This window comes from Streptomyces spiroverticillatus, from assembly GCA_014650415.1.
GTDB classification, from domain to species: domain Bacteria; phylum Actinomycetota; class Actinomycetes; order Streptomycetales; family Streptomycetaceae; genus Streptomyces; species Streptomyces spiroverticillatus.
On record BMUX01000011.1, the window covers coordinates 18894 to 37703 of the forward strand.

Consider the following 18810-nt stretch of genomic DNA (forward strand, 5'->3'; position numbering starts at 1 on the left):
CGGTGAAGCCGTGAGCGAGAACGAGACGAAGGCGGCCGAGCCCGCGCAGGCAGCCGTCAAGCCCAAGGGCGAGCCGCTGCTCAAGGTCGAGAACCTGGTCAAGCACTTCCCGATCAGGTCCGGGCTGATGCAGCGCCAGACCGGCGCGGTCAAGGCCGTCGACGGGCTGTCCTTCGAGGTGTACCCGGGGGAGACCCTGGGCGTCGTCGGCGAGTCCGGCTGCGGTAAGTCGACCATGGGCCGGCTGATCACCCGCCTGCTGGAGCCGACCAGCGGCAAGGTCGAGTTCGAGGGCAACGACATCACCCACATGTCCACGGCGAAGATGCGTCCGCACCGTCGCGACGTGCAGATGATCTTCCAGGACCCGTACTCCTCGCTGAACCCGCGCCACACGATCGGCACGATCGTCAGCGCGCCGTTCAAGCTCCAGGGCGTCACGCCCGAGGGCGGGGTCAAGAAGGAAGTGCAGCGGCTGATGGCCCTCGTGGGCCTCAACCCCGAGCACTACAACCGCTACCCGCACGAGTTCTCCGGCGGCCAGCGCCAGCGCATCGGCATCGCCCGCGCGCTCGCGCTCAACCCCAAGCTGGTGGTCGCGGACGAGCCGGTCTCGGCCCTCGACGTGTCGATCCAGGCGCAGGTGGTCAACCTGCTGGACGACCTCCAGCAGGAGCTGGGCCTGACGTACGTGATCATCGCGCACGACCTGTCGGTCATCCGGCACGTCTCCGACCGGATCGCGGTGATGTACCTCGGCAAGATCGTCGAGCTGGCGGACCGCGCGTCGCTGTACAAGGCGCCGATGCACCCGTACACCAAGGCGCTCATGTCGGCGGTGCCGGTGCCGGACCCCAGGCGGCGCGGCGTCAAGAGCGAGCGCATCCTGCTCAAGGGCGACGTGCCCTCGCCGATCAAGCCGCCGAGCGGCTGCCGGTTCCACACCCGGTGCTGGAAGGCGACCGAGATCTGCCTGACGCAGGACCCGCCGCTGCTTGAGCTCAAGCCCGGCCAGCAGGTGGCCTGCCACCACCCGGAGAACGCCGCGGACCAGGCGCCGGGCGAGGAGATCGTGGCGGAGGCGAAGGACGCGGTGAAGGTCGTGGACGTCGCCAAGGACGCCTAGGCGTACGGGAGTTGAGCAAGGGGGAATCCGGACGTACGGGTTCCAACCGGCCGGTAGGGCACGACTTCGTAAAGTCATGTACATGTCGGTCGCATCCCGGAACGGGAGAGTGCAGAGTCGGCGCGTCTGCTCCACACACCGTGGGGCAGGGCAACGCGTTCGAAGGGATGACTCATGGCACTCTCCCGTTCGGCACGTCTGGCGGCGGTCGCTCTCGCGGCCTCCTCCTTCTGTCTGGTGGCGGCCGCCCCCGGCCCGAAACCCGGGTCCGTGGGCGTCGACGACCCGTACTTCCCCAACCTCGGCAACGGCGGCTTCGACGTCCGCCACTACGACCTGGGGCTGGACTACAACCCCGACACCGACCGCCTCGACGGCACGACGAAGATCACCGCCAAGGCGCTGAAGAACCTCTCCTCCTTCCACCTCGACCTCCAGAAGCTCACGGTCGACTCGATATCCGTGAACGGCAGACGTGCCGACTTCAGCCGCAAGGGCGACGACATCCGCATCACGCCCCGCCACTGGCTGGAGAAGGGCGACACCTTCACCGTCGAGGTGAAGTACGGGGGAGTGCCCGAGGCGCTGTCCGGGCCGATCGTCTTCGGCTCCGACTACGGCTGGATGAAGACCACCGACGGCGTCTTCGTCGCCTGCGAGCCGAACGCCGCCTCCACCTGGTTCCCCGGCAGCGACCACCCCTCCGACAAGGCCACCTTCGACATCCGCATCAAGGCCCCCAAGGGCCTCAAGGGCGTCTCCAACGGCCGCCTGGTCTCCACCACGGACCAGGGCGACAAGACCCTCACCCACTGGCGCACCACCAAGCCCATGGCCACCTACCTGGCCACCGCCACCATCGGCAAGTTCGACGTCAAGCAGGGCGTCACCCCCGGCGGCACCCCGATCTACGTCGCCATCGACCCCGTACTGAAGAACAGCAGCAGCGTCGACGTGTACGGCGTGACCGCCGAGGTCACCGACTACTGGTCCGAGCTCTTCGGGAAGTACCCCTTCGAGGAGACCGGCGCGATCGTCGACGACATGCCGCAGGCCGGGTTCTCCCTGGAGACCCAGACCAAGCCGGTGTACTCGGCGATCCGCAGCGAGTCGACCATCGCGCACGAGCTGGCCCACCAGTGGTTCGGCGACTCCGTCTCGGTCGAGGAGTGGCAGAACATCTGGCTCAACGAGGGCTTCGCCACCTACAGCCAGTGGCTGTGGGAGGAGCACAAGGGGCGCGGCAACGCCCACGACCTGATGCGCGCCTCGTACAACGCGCGCCCGGCCGAGTCGGCGTTCTGGCAGACCGTGGTCGGCGACCCGCAGCGCGACACGATGTTCGCCTCCGCCGTCTACAACCGCGGCGCCATGACGCTCCAGGTGCTGCGCGAGAAGATCGGCGACAAGGCCTTCTTCAAGCTGCTGCGCACCTGGGTCTCCGACTACAAGTACGCCAACGCGGAGACCAGCGAGTTCATCAAGTACGCGGAGCGGATCTCCGGACAGCAGCTCGACGGGCTCTTCAACACCTGGCTGTACACGAAGGGCAAGCCCGCGCTGTGAGCCACACGCCCGTCACAAAGCCGTTCGGAGCCCGTACGTAGGTAACAATGTCGCGTGCTCCAGGAACTCTTCAGCCCCTCCGTCCAACATGTGCTCGACCTCGTCGGGATCTTCGTCTTCGCGATCTCCGGCGCGCTGCTCGCCGTCCGCAAGAACTTCGACGTCTTCGGCATGGCGGTCCTCGCGGAGGTCACCGCACTGGGCGGGGGGCTGTTCCGCGACCTGATCATCGGCGCGGTGCCGCCCGCCGCCTTCAGCGACCTGGGGTACTTCACCACCCCGCTGCTGGCCACCGTCCTGGTCTTCTTCCTGCACCCCGAGGTGGAGCGCATCCAGCTCGGGGTGAACGTCTTCGACGCGGCCGGCCTCGGTCTGTTCGCCGTCACGGGCACGGCCAAGGCGTACGACTACGGGCTCGGCCTGACCGCGTCCGCGACGCTCGGTCTCGCCTCGGCGGTCGGCGGCGGCGTACTGCGCGACGTGCTGGCCAACGAGGTGCCGTCGCTGCTGCGCTGGGACCGGGACCTGTACGCGGTGCCCGCGATCGTGGGGGCGGCGATGGTCGCGCTGTGCATCCGCTTCGACGTGCTCAACCCCTTCACCAGCGGACTCGCCGTGGTCACCGCCTTCGGGCTGCGGCTGGCCGCGCTGAAGTTCCACTGGCGGGCGCCGAGGGCCTGGCACAGGTCGTCGGTGAAGGTGGAGGCGCCGGATCAGGCGGGGTGATTCCGGGGGCGCCCGGTGCTCCCGTACGAGAAAAGCTACCGCTCAGTAATCGGCCGGTGTAGCGTGCCAGGCATGGCACAGATTCCCACCGGGTCCCTCGGGGACAGCGAGTTCGACCGCGACACCGCCGTGCGGCTGCGCGAGCCGGGCGTGTACGACGCGGAACTCTCCGCGGGCTGGACGATCATCAACGCCGTCAACGGCGGCTACCTCCTCGCCGTCATCGGCCGCGCCCTCGCCGACGCGCTCCCGCACCCGGACCCGTTCACGGTCTCCGCGCACTACTTCACGCCGTCCGTCCCCGGACCGGCCGTCGTGCGCACGGACGTCGTACGGAGCGGGCGCACGCTCTCCTCCGGACAGGCGTCCCTCTTCCAGTACGACGAGGAGGGCAACGAGGTCGAACGCATCCGCGTCCTCGCCTCCTACGGCGACCTCGACGCCCTCACCGACGACGTCCGTACGACCGCGAAGCCGCCCGCGATCCCGCCGCAGGAGCACTGCTTCGGGGCGTCCGACGGGCCCGCCCCGCCGATCCCCGGCTCCAACGCCATCACCGACCGCCTCGACCTGCGGCTCGACCCGGCGACCGTCGGCTGGGCGATCGGCGCACCGTCCGGCAAGGGCGAGATGCGGGCCTGGTTCGGGCTGGCGGACGGCCGCGACGCGGACCCGCTGTCGCTGCTGCTCACCGTCGACGCGCTGCCCCCGACCAGCTTCGAGCTGGGGTTGAAGGGCTGGACGCCGACCGTCGAACTGACCTGTCACGTACGGTGCCGGCCCGCGCCGGGACCCCTGCGGGTCGCCATCGTCACCCGCAACCTGGCGGGCGGCTTCCTGGAGGAGGACGCCGAGGTCTGGGACAGCGCGGACCGGCTGGTGGCGCAGTCGCGGCAGCTGGCGCGGGCGCCGCGGCAGTAGGCGTTTCTCGGGGTGGTCGGGGTCGACTCCCGGGGTGGTCGGGGTCAGCGGCGGCTGCGGCCCCGGCCGCCCCAGCCGGAGCCGATGCCCGCCACGTGCAGGGCCATGAAGGCCAGGCCGAGCAGCATCAGGCTGGTCGGCATGAAGATGTGGTTCGCCGATATCTCGGCCGCGTTGATGATGAACGCGATGGCGAAAAGTACCGCTCCCACGATTGCCAGCATCTGAAGTCTCCTTGTGTGCTTGCCAGTTGACTGGCTCGGCCGACCGGTCCTGCGACCTCGTGCCGGTTGGTCCTGCGACCCCTTACGGAATCCTTATGCGCCGGGTGCCCCCGGTGCGGGCGGACATGCGGTGGGAGGGTGGCCGTTGTGAAATCCGACCGGCTGCTCTCGATCCTGCTGCTGCTCCAGACCCGCGGACTGGTGCAGGCCGCCGAGCTGGCCGAGCGGCTGGAGGTGTCCGTACGGACCGTCCACCGCGACATGGAGGCCCTGTCGGCGGCGGGCGTGCCCGTGTACGCGGAGCGGGGCAGGCGCGGCGGGTTCGCCCTGCTGCCCGGCTACCGCACCGACGTCACCGGGCTGACCGGCGACGAGGCGCGGGCCCTGTTCGTCCTGGCCGCCCAGGGCACGCACGCCGACCTCGGGCTCGACCGGGCCCTCGGCAGCGCCCTGCGCAAGGTGATGGCGGCGCTGCCCGAACCGCACCGGCCCGCCGCCGAACTGACCAGCCGGCGGATCGTCGTGGACCCGGTGCGGTGGCGGCGGTCCGCCGAGGAGGCCGACGTGGGGGTGCTGCACGAGGCGGTCTTCGCCGACCGCCGGGTGCGGCTGCGCTACCGGCACGCGGACTCCGCCGCGCTGCGGACGTACACGGTGGACCCCTACGGGCTCGTGTCCAAGGCCGGGACCTGGTACCTGGTCGCCGACCACCGGGGTGTGCCCCGGCTGTACCGGGCGGACCGGGTGCGGTCGGCGGCCGTGCTGGAGGACCCGGTGCGGCGGCGGGCGGGCGTGGAGCTGGCGCAGGTCTGGGAGGGGCTGCGGGCGGGCGTGGAGTCCCGGGAGGCGGGGGTGGTGGTGCGGGTGAGGGTGCGCAGGGGGCGGCTGGACATGTTCCTGCGGATACACGGGGCGGACGTGGTGGGGTCGGTGGGGTCGGTGGGGGAGGCGGTGGGGGAGTGGGCCGAACTCTCGCTCGCCTACCCCGACCTCCGCTGGGTCCGCGGGCTCCTCGACTTCGGGGCGAGCCTGGAGGTGCTGGAGCCGGCGGAGGCCCGCGAGGAGGTGCTGCGGGCGGCGCGGGAGGTGGTGGAGCTGTACGGGGGCTGAGCCCCCGCCGGGCTTCCACCGGGTCCCCGCCGGGTCCCCGCCCGGGGCGGCACCGTGCGAGGGGCCGCACCCCGTCCTCGTACAATCGCCCCACCATGGCTTACCTCGACCACGCCGCGACCACGCCCATGCTGCCCGAGGCGGTCGAGGCGATGACCGCCCAGCTGACCGTCACCGGCAACGCCTCCTCCCTGCACGCCGCCGGTCGGCGCGCCCGTCGTACCGTCGAAGAGGGCCGCGAGGCCTTCGCCGCGTCGCTCGGGGCCCGCCCCAGCGAGGTGGTCTTCACCGCGGGCGGCACCGAGGCCGACAACCTCGCCGTCAAGGGGCTGTACTGGGCCCGCCGCGACGCAGAACCCCGCCGCACCCGCGTCCTGGCCAGCCCCGTCGAGCACCACGCCGTCCTCGACGCCGTCGACTGGCTGGCCGCTCACGAGGGGGCGAACGTCGAGTACCTGGCCGTCGACCGTTACGGCCGGGTCCACCCGGACACCCTCCGCGAGGCCATCGCCCGCGACCCCGACGACGTCGCCCTGGCCACGGTCATGTGGGCCAACAACGAGATCGGCACGGTCATGCCGGTCCGTGAACTCGCCGACGTGGCGGCCGAGTTCGGCGTCCCCCTGCACGCCGACGCCGTCCAGGCGTACGGCCAGCTCGACGTCGACTTCGCCGCCTCCGGGCTCGCCGCCATGACCGTCTCCGGGCACAAGGTCGGCGGCCCGTACGGCATCGGCGCCCTGCTGCTCGGCCGCCAGTACACCCCCGTACCCGTGCTGCACGGTGGCGGGCAGGAGCGGCACGTGCGCTCGGGCACCCTGGACGTGCCCGCCATCGCCTCCTTCGCCGTCGCGGGCGTTCTGGCCGCCGAGCGGCGTGAAGACTTCGCCCGCACCGTCGGTGCGCTGCGCGACGATCTGGTGAAGGCCGTGCTCGCCGCCGCTCCCGATGCGATCCTCGGCGGTGACCCGGCCCCCGGCGGGCGACTTCCGGCCAACGCGCACTTCACCTTCCCCGGCTGCGAGGGCGACTCGCTGCTTCTGCTGCTCGACGCCCAGGGCATCGAGTGCTCCACGGGCTCCGCCTGCACCGCGGGCGTCGCCCAGCCCTCGCACGTACTCCTCGCGACGGGCACCGACCCGGATCTGGCGCGCGGAACCCTGCGTTTCAGCCTCGGGCACACCTCCACGGCGGCGGACGTCGCGGCGGTCGCCGCCGCGATCGGCCCTGCGGTGGAACGGGCCCGCACGGCGGGGCTCAGCTGACCGCCCCCAGCCGTGCGCGCCCGTTCTGACCTGCGAGTCAGTATCAGAACGGGAAGCGGAGGGGGACTCTGTTTTATGTAACCCTCATCACGCTCAACCCTGATGGCCCACAATCGCTCTTTATACTTGAGCCCTCTGAAGTCCCTCAGAAGTCGCAGAAGTCACGCGCCGCGCGTGGGGGCCGCACGACGACCCATGGAGTACACGTTGAAGGCGACCCTCCGTTCCCGCATCACCGCGCGGATCGGGCGCATGTATCTGGCCAGGATCCAGAAGCACGGCATCAGCTCCTCGCTGCTCAACCGGCTTCCCGAGAACCTGCTCCTGCCCATGCGCCGAGACGGCCTCGACCCGGTGGCGAAGCTGTCCGCCAGGGCGGCCCAGTCCCCGATCTACCAGGTGCCCCTGCCCTTCGGCATGGACGCCTGGGTGGTGACCGGGTACGAGGAGATGAAGGAGGTCCTCGGCTCCACGGACGGCTTCAGCAGCGACTTCACCAACCTCGCGGGCAACGCCGGCGTCGTCGCCGAGCACAACCCCGGCGGCCTGGGCTTCAGCGACCCGCCGGTCCACACGCACCTGCGCCGCATCCTGACCCCCGAGTTCACGATGCGCCGGCTGCGCCGCCTCACCCCGCGCATCGACGAGCTGATCGAGGCGCAGCTCGACGTGATGGAGGCGGCGGGCGCCACGGGCGCGCCGGTGGACCTGGTGCAGGACTTCGCACTGCCGATCCCCTCCCTCACCATCTGCGAGCTGCTCGGCGTCCCCTACGAGGACCGCCACGACTTCCAGCAGCTCGCGATGGAGCGCTTCGACCTGTTCAGCGGGGCCACCGCGCCCTTCGGTGCGATGTCGGAGTCGCTCTCGTACTTCCGCGACGTCGTCAAGAAGCAGCGCGAGAACCCGGGCGACGGCCTCATCGGCATGATCATCCGGGACCACGGCGACACCGTCGGCGACGAGGAGCTGGCCGGTCTCGCCGACGGCGTCCTCACCGGCGGCTTCGAGACCACCGCGAGCATGCTCGCCCTCGGCTCCCTGCTGCTCCTCCAGAACCCGGACGCCTTCGCGCGCCTGCGCGACGACGACGCGGCCGCCGCGCCCTTCGTCGAGGAGGCGCTGCGCTACCTCACCGTCGTGCAGGTCGCCTTCCCGCGCTTCGCACGCGAGGACATCGAGATAGCCGGTGTGCACATCCCCAAGGGCGACCTGGTGCTGTGCTCCCTGGCGGGCGGCAACAGGGACGCGGCCTACACCCCCGACAAGGGCGGCTTCGACCCGGACCGGAAGGCGTCCGGACACCTGGCCTTCGGCTACGGCATCCACCGCTGCATCGGCGCCGAGCTGGCCCGCATGGAGCTGCGGGCCGCCTACCCGGCACTGGTCCGCCGCTTCCCGCAGATGAAGCTCGCGGTGAAGCCGGAGGACCTGGACTTCCGCAAGCTCTCCATCGTGTACGGAGTGGACTCGCTGCCGGTGCACCTGCGCTAGGTACTGCGCACGGGGTTGGCGGCAGGGGTCGGGCGGCGGGCCTCCTGGCGGACCAGCTTCAGGTAGTGGTCCCAGTCCCAGTAGGGGCCCGGGTCCGTGTGGTCGGTGCCCGGGACCTCCACGTGGCCGATGATGTGCTCCCGGTCGACCGGTATGCCGTACCGGGCGCAGATCCCGGCCGCCAGCCGGGCCGACGACCGGTACATGACCTCCGTCAACGTGCCCTTCTTGTGCGCGAACGCCTCGTGCTCGATGCCGATGCTGCGCTCGTTGTAGCCGCGGTTTCCCGCGTGGTACGCCACGTCCAGCTCCCGGGCCATCTGTGTGATGTGCCCGTCCCTGGCGCGCACCACGTAGTGCGCGGCGGCCGCGTGCAGCGGGTCGCGGAAGACCCGTATCGCCGTGTCGTAGCTGCCTTCCGTGGTGTGGATCACGATCCGGTCGATGGTGTAGTCGTCCGGCCGGTCCGCCGTGCGCAGATTGCCGCGCGACGCCGCCACCCACTGCGCGCCCGGCTGGTCCACCGCGCCGTCCGTGCGCTGCTTGTCCACCCCCGGCACCTTCCACCACAGCCGCGACGCGTCGTCGCCCCACACCACGGCCGCGCCGGTCACCACCAGGCCCGTACCGATCAGGAAGCCGCGTCTGCTCGGCTTCTTCTGCGCCGACGGCTTCGGCTTCGCCTTCTTGGCCATCACGACCCCCTGTCCCTCCTTGTCGGCGTTCCTGCTCCGGTAACGCTTGGGAGGTCCGGGAAGGTTCCGACTACTCTGGACGAGCTATGACCGATACCCCGCGCCCTGCTGCCCCGCGCCCCCTCCGCGTCCTCGCCGCCATGTCCGGCGGCGTCGACTCCGCCGTCGCCGCCGCCCGAGCCGTCGAGGCCGGACACGACGTGACCGGAGTCCACCTCGCGCTCTCCGCCAACCCGCAGTCCTTCCGGACCGGTGCGCGCGGCTGTTGCACCATCGAGGACTCCCGGGACGCCCGCAGGGCCGCCGACGTCATCGGCATCCCGTTCTACGTGTGGGACCTCGCCGAGCGCTTCCGCGAGGACGTCGTCGAGGACTTCGTCGCCGAGTACGAGGCCGGGCGCACGCCGAACCCCTGCCTGCGCTGCAACGAGAAGATCAAGTTCGCGGCGCTCCTCGACAAGGCCCTCGCGCTCGGCTTCGACGCCGTGTGCACCGGCCACTACGCGACGGTCGTGGTCAACGAGGACGGCTCGCGGGAGCTGCACCGCGCCTCCGACATGGCCAAGGACCAGTCGTACGTCCTCGGGGTCCTGGACGAGAAGCAGCTCGCGCACGCGATGTTCCCCCTGGGTGACACCCTCACCACCAAGGAGGAGATCCGGGCCGAGGCCGAGCGCCGCGACCTCGCCGTCGCCAAGAAGCCCGACAGCCACGACATTTGCTTCATCGCCGACGGCGACACCCAGGGCTTCCTCGCCAACCGTCTCGGCGGCAAGGCGGAGGGCGACATCCTCGACGAGTCCGGGGCGAAGCTGGGCACCCACGACGGCGCCTTCGGCTTCACCATCGGCCAGCGCAAGGGCCTGCGCATCGGCCACCCCGCCCCCGACGGCAAGCCGCGCTACGTCCTGGACATCTCCCCGGTCAACAACACCGTCACCGTCGGCCCCGCCGAGGCCCTCGACGTCACCGCGCTGACCGCGATCCGCCCCCGCTGGTGCGGCACCGAGCCGGCCGCCCCCGGCACGTACACCGCCCAGCTGCGCGCCCACGGCGGCGAGACCGAGGTCGACGCGGAGCTCGTCGGCGGTGAGCTCCGCGTCAGCTTCAAGGAGCCGGTGCGCGGGGTGGCCCCGGGCCAGGCGATCGTGCTGTACGACGGCACGCGGGTGGTCGGCTCGGCGACCATCGCGACGACGTCGCGGCGCACCGAAGCGTCTGTCTGAAGTTCTGCTCGCGCGGAGGCGTGCACCCACCCGCAACGGTGCACGCCTCCGGCTACGAGGCGGCTGAGCCGGCTGAGGCGGCTGAGGCTGCGAAAAACTCCTCCAGCACCGGTGCCAGTTTTCGCGGGTCCACGTCGTGCGTCTGCTGCGGCAGGGACACATGCCGGCCGTCCGGCACCGACTCCGCCGTCCGGCGGGCCGCGTCGCGCATGACACCGGGGCTGGCGTCCCCCGACACCACCAGCACCGGCTGCGCGAGCGCCGCCAGCCGCTCCACCGGCACCGTCCCGTCGCCCATCACCGCGTCGTCGTACGCCAGCGTCGGTGCGAGGGATTCGAAGGAGCGCCACACCGGCGCCTGCTTCATCTGCACGACGAATTCCTTCGGCATCCCGACCACGGACAGGAACAGCTCCACCGCCGCGCCCCGGTCGCCCTCGTCCAGCAGGGCGTTCAGGCGCCGGGTGTACGCCGCCTTCTCGGCCCGCGTCTCCTCCAGCACCGTGAACGGCGGCTCGTACACCCCCAGACGCGGCACGCTCAGCCCGGCGGCGACCGCCCGCAGCACCAGTGCGCCGCCCGAAGACATCCCGTACAGGCAGGCGCTGCCGCCGACCTCCTCGACCAGCGCCGCCAGGTCCTCCACCTCGCGGGCCACCGTGTAGGGGGCCGTGTCACCGCTGTCGCCGCGGCCCCTGCGGTCGTACGTGACGACGCTGAACCGCTCGGCGAGCAGACCCGCGAGGGGGCCCTCCGCCGTACCCGTGCTGAAGGCGCCGCCGACCAGGATCAGCGGCGGGCCCTCGCCCGTGCGCTCGTACGCGAGAGGGGTGCCGTCACGCGAAATCACTTTGCTCATACCGACTTGGACTGCGGGCGCGCACGGAACTCATCGCTCGCGGGAGGAAGTTTTTCCGGGAACTTCTCCGCCGTCGGACGCGGCGCTCTGTGCCACCGGGCCCGGCGTTAGGTTGGAGGCCATGAACATCTGTGTCTTCCTCTCCGCGGCCGATCTCGACGAGCGCTACACCCGCCCTGCCCGGGAGTTCGCCGAACTCCTCGGCAAGGGCGGCCACACCCTGGTCTGGGGCGGCTCCGACGTCGGTCTGATGAAGGTCGTCGCCGACGGCGTCGAGCGGGCGGGAGGCAGGCTGGTGGGCGTCTCCGTGGACTTCCTCCAGAGCAAGGCGCGGCCCCAGGCCGACGAGATGGTCGTCGCCAAGGACCTCGCCGAGCGCAAGGCCCTGCTGCTGGGGAAGTCCGACGCCGTAGTGATCATGGTGGGTGGCACCGGCACTCTGGACGAGGCGACCGAGATCCTGGAGCTGAAGAAGCACGGGATGACCGACAAGCCGGTGGTGCTGCTCAACACCGAGGGCTTCTACGACGGCCTCAAGCAGCAGTTCCAGCGCATGGACGAGGAGGGCTTCCTGCCCGTTCCCCTCACTGACCTGGTGTTCTTCGCCGAGGACGGGGTGGCGGCGCTGGCGTACCTGGAGGAGTCCGCCGGGGTCCGGTAGTGCCCCCGGGGGTGCGAGCATGGGGCACATGGCTACTCATGTGATCACCGGGGCGGGGTCGGGCATCGGCGCCGCCGTCGCCCGCCGCCTGCACGAGCGCGGCGACGACGTCGTCCTCATGGCACGCGACGCGGGCCGCGCCAAGGAGCTGGAGGCCCAGCTCCCGGGCGCGGGCACCCTCGTCGGCGACCTGTCCAACCCCGACAGGCTGTCCTGGGCGTTCTCGCACCAGCGGATGCCGGAGCGGGTCGACTCGCTGCTGCACATCGCCGGTGTCGTCGACCTCGGCCCGATCGGCGACCTGGGCGTGCGCGCCTGGCACAACCAGCTCAACACCAACCTCATTGCCCCCGCCGAGCTGACGCGGCTCTTCCTGCCGCAGCTGCGCCTCGACAAGGGGCACGTGATCTTCGTGAACTCCGGCGCAGGCCTCAACGCGCACGCCGAGTGGGGTGCGTACGCAGCCAGCAAGCACGGTCTGAAGGCCCTGGCCGACTCCCTGCGGCACGAGGAGCACCCCAACGGGGTGCGCGTCACCTCCGTCTACCCCGGGCGCACCGCGAGCCCCATGCAGGAGAAGGTGCACTCCCAGGAGGGCAAGACGTACGACCCGTCGAAGTGGATCGACCCGGAGTCGGTGGCGACCACCATCCTGATGGCCCTCGACCTGCCGCGCGACGCCGAGGTCAACGACCTGACGGTGCGGCCCGGACGATGACCTCGGACAGCACCGTGAAGTGGTGGGGGCCCGCCACCGGCGTCGGCTCCATGCCCGGCGGCGACGCCCGGGAGACCGCCAAGACCGTCACCGGCAGCTTCGAGGACTTCCCGTACCTCGCCGAGCTGCCCGGGCGCGGACCCGGCGCGGACATGATCGGCCGCACGGCCGGGATGCTCGCCGAGATGTACGTCCATCTGGAGCCCAGCGGCTGGCGCTTCAGCGACCGCCCGGGACGCGACACCCGGCGGGCCCGCTCCTGGCTGGGCGAGGACCTGGACGCCCTGGAGGAGTTCACCCAGGGCTACACCGGGCCGCTGAAGGTGCAGGCCGTCGGCCCCTGGACGCTCGCCGCAGCCCTGGAGCTGCGCGGCGGCGAGGCCGCCCTCGGTGATGCGGGCGCCTGCCGCGACCTGGCGTCCTCGCTCGCCGAAGGGCTGCGCGGGCACCTCGCGGAGGTGCGGCGGCGCATTCCCGGCGCGCAGCTCGTCCTCCAGCTCGACGAGCCCTCGCTCATCGCCGTACTGCGCGGGCAGATCAAGACCGCCAGCGGCTACCGCACCTACCGGGCCCCCGACCGGCAGGTCGTGGAGAGCGCACTGCGCGATGTTCTGGCTGTCCACGACGGGCCGACCGTCGTCCACTCGTGCGCTCCCGACGTGCCCTTCGCACTGCTGCGCAGGGCCGGCGCGGACGGCATCTCCTTCGACTTCACCCTGCTCACCGAGCGTGACGACGACGCGATCGGCGAAGCGGTCGAGGGCGGCACGAAGCTCTTCGCGGGCGTCGTGCCGAGCGTGGAAGGCCCATTGTCAGACCCGGGCGGTAGCGTCATGGGTGTCAGGCAGTTGTGGCGCAGGCTGGGGCTGAATCCCGGACTTCTGTACGAGTCCGTGGTGATCACCCCCACGTGCGGTCTCGCCGGGGCCACCCCGGCGTACGCACGTGCGGCGCTGGACCGCAGCAGCCGGGCGGCACGGTCGCTCGCGGACAACCCAGAGTGACGAGCAGTCCCCTCACGGGGCCAACGGGAGGATGAAGACGGTGGCTGGCGAACAGCATGCGGCGGTACCCGCAGAGGCACGGGAGAAGCACGCGCGGCTCGCTGAGCAGATCGAGGAGCACCGCTTCCGGTACTACGTCAACGACCAACCGGTCGTCAGCGACGCCGAGTTCGACAAGCTGCTCCGCTCCCTTCAGGCGCTGGAGGAGGAGTTCTCCGAGCTGCGCACGCCCGACTCGCCGACCCAGAAGGTCGCCGGGGCGTACGAGACGGAGTTCACCTCCGTCCAGCACCGCGAGCGGATGCTCTCCCTCGACAACGCCTTCGACGACGAGGAGCTCGCCGCCTGGGCCGATCGTCTCGCGGGCGAGCTGAGCGGCATCGAGTACCACCTGCTGTGCGAGCTGAAGGTCGACGGCCTCGCCGTCAACCTGACGTACGAGAAGGGGAAGCTGACCCGCGCCGCCACCCGGGGCGACGGGCGCACCGGCGAGGACATCACGCCCAACGTGCGCACCATCGCGCAGATCCCGCAGCGCCTCGAGGGCGACCGGATCCCGGAGCTGGTGGAGATCCGGGGCGAGGTCTACTTCCCGATGGAGGCCTTCGGCGAGCTCAACGCCCGCCTGGTCGAGGCCGGCGACAAGCCCTTCGCCAACCCGCGCAACGCCGCGGCGGGTTCGCTGCGCCAGAAGGACCCCCGGGTCACCGCGAGCCGCCCGCTGCGGATGGTCGTGCACGGCATCGGCGCCCGCGAGGGCCTCGACATCGCCCGCCTGTCCGAGGCGTACGAACTGCTGGGGGAGTGGGGCCTGCCCACCGCCCAGGCCAACCGGGTGGTCGACGACCTCGACGGCGTACGGGAGTTCATCGCCTACATCGGCAAGAACCGGCACTCCGTCGCCGAGCACGAGATCGACGGCGTCGTGATCAAGCTCGACGAGATCCCGCTCCAGGGGCGCCTGGGCTCCACGTCCCGCGCGCCGCGCTGGGCGATCGCCTGGAAGTTCCCCCCGGAAGAGGTCAACACCAAGCTGGTCAACATCCGCGTCGGCGTCGGGCGCACCGGCCGCGTCACCCCGTACGCGCAGGTGGAGCCGGTGACGGTGGCCGGGTCCGAGGTCGAGTTCGCGACGCTCCACAACCAGGAGGTCGTGAAGAAGAAGGGCGTCCTCATCGGCGACACCGTCGTCCTGCGCAAGGCGGGCGACGTCATCCCGGAGATCCTCGGCCCGGTCGTGGACCTGCGGGACGGCACCGAGCGCGAGTTCGTGATGCCCGCCGAGTGCCCCGAGTGCGGGACGGCGCTGCGGCCCATGAAGGAGGGCGACATCGACCTCCGCTGCCCCAACGCGCAGACCTGCCCCGCCCAGTTGCGCGAGCGCCTGTTCTACCTCGCGGGCCGCAAGAGCCTCGACATCGAGAACTTCGGGTACGTGGCCGCGACCGCGCTCACCAAGCCGCTGGAGCCCGCCGAGCCGCCGCTGCTCGACGAGGGCGACCTCTTCGACCTCACCATCGAACAGCTGCTGCCGATCAGGTCGTACGTCCTGGATGCGGACTCCGGACTGCCCAAGAAGGACCCGAAGACCGGCGAGGACAAGATCGCGCTGATCTTCGCCAACCAGGACGGCGAACCCCGCAAGAACGCCCTGGCGATGCTGGAGAACATCAAGGCCGCCAAGGAGATGCCGCTCGCCCGCATCCTTACCGGCCTGTCCATCCGGCACGTCGGGCCGGTCGCGGCCGAGGCGCTGGCCCGCGAGTTCCGGTCGATCGAGAAGATCGAGCAGGCGAGCGAGGAGGAGTTGGCGGGAGTCGACGGCGTCGGCGGGATCATCGCGGCCTCGCTCAAGGAATGGTTCGCCGTCGACTGGCACCAGGAGATCCTGCGCAAGTGGAAGGAAGCCGGCGTCCGGATGGAGGAGGAGGGCGCGGACGAGGAGCAGGGGCCCCGCCCGCTGGAAGGACTGACCGTCGTCGTCACCGGAACGCTGGAGAACTACACCCGGGATGGCGCAAAAGAGTCCCTCCAGAACCTCGGAGCGAAAGTGACCGGTTCCGTTTCGAAGAAGACGTCCTTCGTCGTGGTCGGTGACAGCCCCGGTTCGAAGTACGACAAGGCCATGCAGCTGAAGGTGCCGGTGCTCAACGAGGCGGGCTTTGGGGTGTTGCTCGCCGAAGGGCCGGAAGCCGCACGTGAAGCGGCGGTTCCGGTGGAGCAGTAACGGGAAGAACAGCGGCCGGAGGGCCACCCGTTCGGCGCATACCAGACGTCGCCGGGTGGCCGGGTCGCATTCGGGCAACAGCGGGCTACCGCTGCCCGGGAGAGCCTGCTGCGGCCTACTGTGGGGACGTGCGCCTGTCGTGCACGGCTGTGGAACCGCTTGCCGCCTCCGGGGTGTCTGCATAGTAAAGAGACGCCCGCAGGGCCGGGGGAAGCGGGAGAGTGGCCGTGATGGCATGACTACGGGGCCATCTCGCGTGACACGGGCACCGCCGGCTGTGAGAGGGACGGGAATGAAACCGACCGAGAGTGCCGATTCGGCCTCCCGGCTGCGCAGTCTGGCCACTCGGGCCGCACTGTTCGGCCGCCGGGCCGTGGGCCCCCGGCGCCGGCCGCGTGCCTCGCACCAGCCGCAGCAGCCGGAACCGTCCCGCCCGGCACAGCCGCAGCAATCCGGTCAACCTCTGCCCGCCGGGCAACCACATCCGGCGAGCAGCCATCGGGGGCCGCTTCCGGCCGGGCAGCTCCCGGCGTCGGGGGTGTCGGTGCAGCCCGGATCGATGCAGTCCGATCCGATGCAGTCCGGGCCAATGGGGCCAACGCAGCCCGGTCCGATGCCGCTCGGACCGACACAGCCCGGACCGCATCAGCCCGGGCTGCCGCAGCGCAACGGCCGTTCCGCGACGCACGCCGGGTACGCCACGCAGGCCCCGCCGGTGCGGACCCCGTCCCCGGCCCCGCACCCGCCGTCCGCGACCAGACAGGGCATGCCCGCCGCGGAGAGCAGGGGACGCAGACTGGGGCGGCTCTGGGGGCCCACGCTCCCCGCCGCGGCGGCCGCACTCGCCGCCCTCGTCCTCGGCGCGGGCATCGCACAGACCCTGGGCGAGGGGCGCGCCCTGTTCCCCTCCGGTGCGACGGGCTGGTCCCTCGCCGTCCTCACCGGCGTCATAGTCGGCCACCTCGTCGCACTCGGCCGGGACAGGTGGTGGGGCGGCACGGGATCGGGGGCGGCGCTCACCCTCGCCGTCCTGCTGCTGTACGGATGGGTCCCGGCCGGGCTGGTCAGCCTGGCCGTTGTCGTGCTGGTCGGCACCGCGCGCAGGCGACGCTGGCGGCAGGGCCTGCTGCACGGCGCCGTCGACATCCTCGGCATCGTCGCCGCCGCCCTCACCCTGAACCTCTTCGGCGCCGTACCGACCGTGGAAGAGCCCTGGCAGCCGCTCGGCTGGGACTGGGCCGCACTGCCCGAAGTGGTCCTCACCGCGGGCACCTACCTGGTGGTCACCCGGCTGCTCCTGTGGCTCGCCCAGGTCCCGCAGCACGGCCGGCTGCCGTCCGTCGCCCGAACGACCCTGGTCCGCCAGGGACTTGTCGCCGGGGCGCTGCTGGGCATCGCCCCGCTGATCTGCGTGGTGGCCGTCGCGCTGCCCGTACTGCTGCCGCTGTTCGCCGTACCCCTGATCGCACTGGACTCCACCCTGTGGATAGCCAGGGCGCGGGCCGAGGAGCAGCTGCGCGACCCCCTCACCGGGCTGCCCAACCGGCAGTGGCTGCTGGAGCGCGCCTGGCCCGCGCTGGAGGAGGCGGAGTCGCTCGGCTCCCGGTCGGCACTGGTCCTCATCGACATGGACCGCTTCCGTTCGGTCAACGACACCCTCGGGCACCTCGCCGGTGACCGGCTGCTGCTCCAGATAGCCGCCCGGCTGCGCAAGGCGCTCCCCAAGGGGGCGGAGGCGGCCCGGCTCGGCGGCGACGAGTTCGCCGTACTGCTGCCGCGCACGGAGTCCGCGACGAGTGCGCAGCGGATCGCGCGGCACCTGGTGGCCGAACTGGGCTCGCCGCTCGATCTGGACGGGCTGACGCTCGTCCTGGAGGCCAGCGCAGGGGTGGCCGTCTTCCCCGACCACGCACTGGATGCCGAGGGGCTGCTGCGGCGGGCGGACGTGGCGATGTACCAGGCGAAGCGGGACCGCAGCGGGGTCGAGGTGTACGAGTCGAAGCGCGACTCCAACACACCGGACCGGCTGGGGCTGTTGGGGGATCTGCGGCGGGCGCTGGACGCGGGGGAGGTCGAACTCCACTACCAGCCCAAGGTGCGCTTCGACGGGCAGGTCGCCGGTCTGGAGGCGCTGGTGCGGTGGGTGCACCCGGAGCGCGGGCGGGTCCCTCCCGACGAGTTCATCGCCATCGCGGAGTCGTCGGGGCTGATGCCGCACCTCACGGAGTACGTACTGGAGACCGCCCTCGCGCAGGTCGCGCGGTGGCGGGCACAGGGCCTCTTCGTGCCGGTCGCGGTGAACGTCTCGCCGCGCGACGTGCACACGCCGGGCTTCGCGGGGGCGGTCGCGGCGAGGCTGGCGCGGCACGGGGTTCCGGCGGGGTCGCTGCAGCTGGAGATAACCGAGCATGTGCTGCTCGAGGACCCGCAGCGGGCCGCGGACACGCTCGCCGGGCTGACGGGGCACGGCGTGAAGATGTCGCTCGACGACTTCGGGACGGGCTACTCCTCGCTGGTGCACCTGCGGCGGCTGCCGGTCAGTGAGCTGAAGATCGACCGGTCGTTCGTGGCGCGGCTGGCCGTCGACACCGAGGACGCCGAGATCGTACGGTGCACGGTCGACCTCGCCCACTCGCTGGGCCTGCTGGTCGTCGCGGAGGGCGTCGAGGACGACGAGACGTGGGAGCGGCTGCGGGACCTGCGCTGCGACGCGGTGCAGGGGTGGCTCGTCGCGGCGGCCATGCCGCCGGAGGAGGCGACGGCGTGGCTCCTGGCGAGGGGGTCGCGGGGGTGGCAGCGGCCGGCGGAGCTGGCGGCGGCTGCGGCGGACTCCTTGCGGGCGGAGGGGGAGTAGGGGGCCTTGGGCGCCGCCCCCTCCCTCCCCTCCCTAGCCCCCTTGGGCGGCGGGGCCGCCCCCCGGGGGCGGGACGGGCGGGCAAGGGGGCGGCCCCTCCCGCTCCCGGCCCGCCCGGGTGCCGCCCCTGCCCG

Annotated in this window: 16 protein-coding genes; 13 read left to right on the forward strand and 3 right to left on the reverse strand. The window is 71.5% G+C overall.

What is annotated here, in order from left to right; translation table 11 throughout:
* Positions 1–10 precede the first annotated feature (10 nt).
* The 4 genes from IE269_RS26805 to IE269_RS26820 all read left to right on the forward strand — a co-directional run bounded on the left by IE269_RS26805 (position 11) and on the right by IE269_RS26820 (position 4339).
* A complete protein-coding gene (locus IE269_RS26805) occupies positions 11–1126 on the forward strand; it encodes an ABC transporter ATP-binding protein (RefSeq protein WP_189825735.1) in 1116 nt (371 codons plus the stop codon).
* Between the two features lie 174 nt (positions 1127–1300).
* The gene (locus IE269_RS26810; RefSeq protein WP_189825736.1) at positions 1301–2692 is read left to right on the forward strand and encodes a M1 family metallopeptidase; all 1392 of its coding nucleotides are present in this window, start codon (positions 1301–1303) and stop codon (positions 2690–2692) included.
* A gap of 54 nt (positions 2693–2746) precedes the next feature.
* Complete coding sequence (locus tag IE269_RS26815) at positions 2747–3418, forward strand: trimeric intracellular cation channel family protein (protein WP_189825737.1); 672 nt, start codon at positions 2747–2749, stop codon at positions 3416–3418.
* Positions 3419–3490: 72 nt separating this feature from the next.
* Positions 3491–4339 carry a thioesterase family protein gene (locus IE269_RS26820; protein WP_189825738.1) on the forward strand — a complete coding sequence of 283 codons (849 nt, stop codon included), beginning with the start codon at positions 3491–3493 and terminating at the stop codon, positions 4337–4339.
* 44 nt (positions 4340–4383) lie between these two features.
* On the opposite strand, the gene IE269_RS26825 is transcribed toward IE269_RS26820, so the two are convergent.
* Positions 4384–4563: a hypothetical protein gene (locus tag IE269_RS26825; protein WP_189825739.1), complete on the reverse strand. Its 180-nt coding sequence runs from the start codon at positions 4561–4563 to the stop codon at positions 4384–4386.
* Between the two features lie 147 nt (positions 4564–4710).
* On the opposite strand from IE269_RS26825, the gene IE269_RS26830 reads away from it, so the two are divergent.
* From IE269_RS26830 to IE269_RS26840, 3 genes are all read left to right on the forward strand, one after another.
* Entirely contained in the window at positions 4711–5673 is a 963-nt protein-coding gene (locus IE269_RS26830) for a helix-turn-helix transcriptional regulator (RefSeq protein ID WP_189825937.1), read from the forward strand.
* A gap of 95 nt (positions 5674–5768) precedes the next feature.
* Positions 5769–6938: a cysteine desulfurase family protein gene (locus IE269_RS26835; RefSeq protein ID WP_189825740.1), complete on the forward strand. Its 1170-nt coding sequence runs from the start codon at positions 5769–5771 to the stop codon at positions 6936–6938.
* A gap of 252 nt (positions 6939–7190) precedes the next feature.
* Positions 7191–8432, forward strand: a complete 1242-nt coding sequence (locus IE269_RS26840) for a cytochrome P450 (RefSeq protein ID WP_229898272.1) — start codon at positions 7191–7193, stop codon at positions 8430–8432.
* Here IE269_RS26840 and IE269_RS26845 read toward each other — a convergent pair.
* Positions 8429–9127 carry an N-acetylmuramoyl-L-alanine amidase gene (locus tag IE269_RS26845; RefSeq protein ID WP_189825938.1) on the reverse strand — a complete coding sequence of 233 codons (699 nt, stop codon included), beginning with the start codon at positions 9125–9127 and terminating at the stop codon, positions 8429–8431. The genes IE269_RS26840 and IE269_RS26845 overlap by 4 nt on opposite strands.
* Positions 9128–9213: 86 nt before the next feature.
* Between IE269_RS26845 and mnmA the strand changes: the two genes are divergently transcribed.
* Positions 9214–10353: a tRNA 2-thiouridine(34) synthase MnmA gene (gene mnmA, locus IE269_RS26850; RefSeq protein WP_189825742.1), complete on the forward strand. Its 1140-nt coding sequence runs from the start codon at positions 9214–9216 to the stop codon at positions 10351–10353.
* Positions 10354–10405: 52 nt separating this feature from the next.
* On the opposite strand, the gene IE269_RS26855 is transcribed toward mnmA, so the two are convergent.
* Positions 10406–11212, reverse strand: a complete 807-nt coding sequence (locus IE269_RS26855) for an alpha/beta fold hydrolase (protein ID WP_189825743.1) — start codon at positions 11210–11212, stop codon at positions 10406–10408.
* A gap of 121 nt (positions 11213–11333) precedes the next feature.
* On the opposite strand from IE269_RS26855, the gene IE269_RS26860 reads away from it, so the two are divergent.
* The 5 genes from IE269_RS26860 (at position 11334) to IE269_RS26880 (ending at position 18676) form a co-directional block, all read left to right on the forward strand.
* Positions 11334–11873, forward strand: coding sequence for an LOG family protein (locus IE269_RS26860; RefSeq protein WP_189825744.1), 540 nt, complete (start codon positions 11334–11336; stop codon positions 11871–11873).
* A 28-nt stretch (positions 11874–11901) separates the two neighbouring features.
* On the forward strand, positions 11902–12591 hold the full coding sequence (locus IE269_RS26865; RefSeq protein ID WP_189825745.1) for an SDR family oxidoreductase: 690 nt from the start codon (positions 11902–11904) through the stop codon (positions 12589–12591).
* Positions 12588–13595, forward strand: coding sequence for a methionine synthase (locus tag IE269_RS26870; protein WP_189825746.1), 1008 nt, complete (start codon positions 12588–12590; stop codon positions 13593–13595). The genes IE269_RS26865 and IE269_RS26870 overlap by 4 nt, the downstream gene beginning before the upstream one ends.
* A 31-nt stretch (positions 13596–13626) precedes the next feature.
* Positions 13627–15822 carry an NAD-dependent DNA ligase LigA gene (gene ligA / locus IE269_RS26875; RefSeq protein WP_474184265.1) on the forward strand — a complete coding sequence of 732 codons (2196 nt, stop codon included), beginning with the start codon at positions 13627–13629 and terminating at the stop codon, positions 15820–15822.
* Between the two features lie 766 nt (positions 15823–16588).
* A complete protein-coding gene (locus IE269_RS26880) occupies positions 16589–18676 on the forward strand; it encodes a putative bifunctional diguanylate cyclase/phosphodiesterase (protein WP_189825939.1) in 2088 nt (695 codons plus the stop codon).
* Positions 18677–18810: the final 134 nt, after the last annotated feature.

Bases quoted from the DNA above. Each gene is read 5' to 3' on its own strand.
- IE269_RS26870 (WP_189825746.1), top strand. From the start codon at position 12,588: ATGACCTCGGACAGCACCGTGAAGTGGTGGGGGCCCGCCACCGGCGTC.
- IE269_RS26810 (WP_189825736.1), top strand. From the start codon at position 1,301: ATGGCACTCTCCCGTTCGGCACGTCTGGCGGCGGTCGCTCTCGCGGCC.
- IE269_RS26860 (WP_189825744.1), top strand. From the start codon at position 11,334: ATGAACATCTGTGTCTTCCTCTCCGCGGCCGATCTCGACGAGCGCTAC.
- IE269_RS26865 (WP_189825745.1), top strand. From the start codon at position 11,902: ATGGCTACTCATGTGATCACCGGGGCGGGGTCGGGCATCGGCGCCGCC.
- IE269_RS26880 (WP_189825939.1), top strand. From the start codon at position 16,589: ATGCCCGCCGCGGAGAGCAGGGGACGCAGACTGGGGCGGCTCTGGGGG.
- IE269_RS26835 (WP_189825740.1), top strand. From the start codon at position 5,769: ATGGCTTACCTCGACCACGCCGCGACCACGCCCATGCTGCCCGAGGCG.
- IE269_RS26840 (WP_229898272.1), top strand. From the start codon at position 7,191: ATGTATCTGGCCAGGATCCAGAAGCACGGCATCAGCTCCTCGCTGCTC.
- ligA (WP_474184265.1), top strand. From the start codon at position 13,627: ATGAAGACGGTGGCTGGCGAACAGCATGCGGCGGTACCCGCAGAGGCA.
- IE269_RS26855 (WP_189825743.1), bottom strand. From the start codon at position 11,212: ATGAGCAAAGTGATTTCGCGTGACGGCACCCCTCTCGCGTACGAGCGC.
- IE269_RS26825 (WP_189825739.1), bottom strand. From the start codon at position 4,563: ATGCTGGCAATCGTGGGAGCGGTACTTTTCGCCATCGCGTTCATCATC.
- IE269_RS26845 (WP_189825938.1), bottom strand. From the start codon at position 9,127: ATGGCCAAGAAGGCGAAGCCGAAGCCGTCGGCGCAGAAGAAGCCGAGC.
- mnmA (WP_189825742.1), top strand. From the start codon at position 9,214: ATGACCGATACCCCGCGCCCTGCTGCCCCGCGCCCCCTCCGCGTCCTC.
- IE269_RS26820 (WP_189825738.1), top strand. From the start codon at position 3,491: ATGGCACAGATTCCCACCGGGTCCCTCGGGGACAGCGAGTTCGACCGC.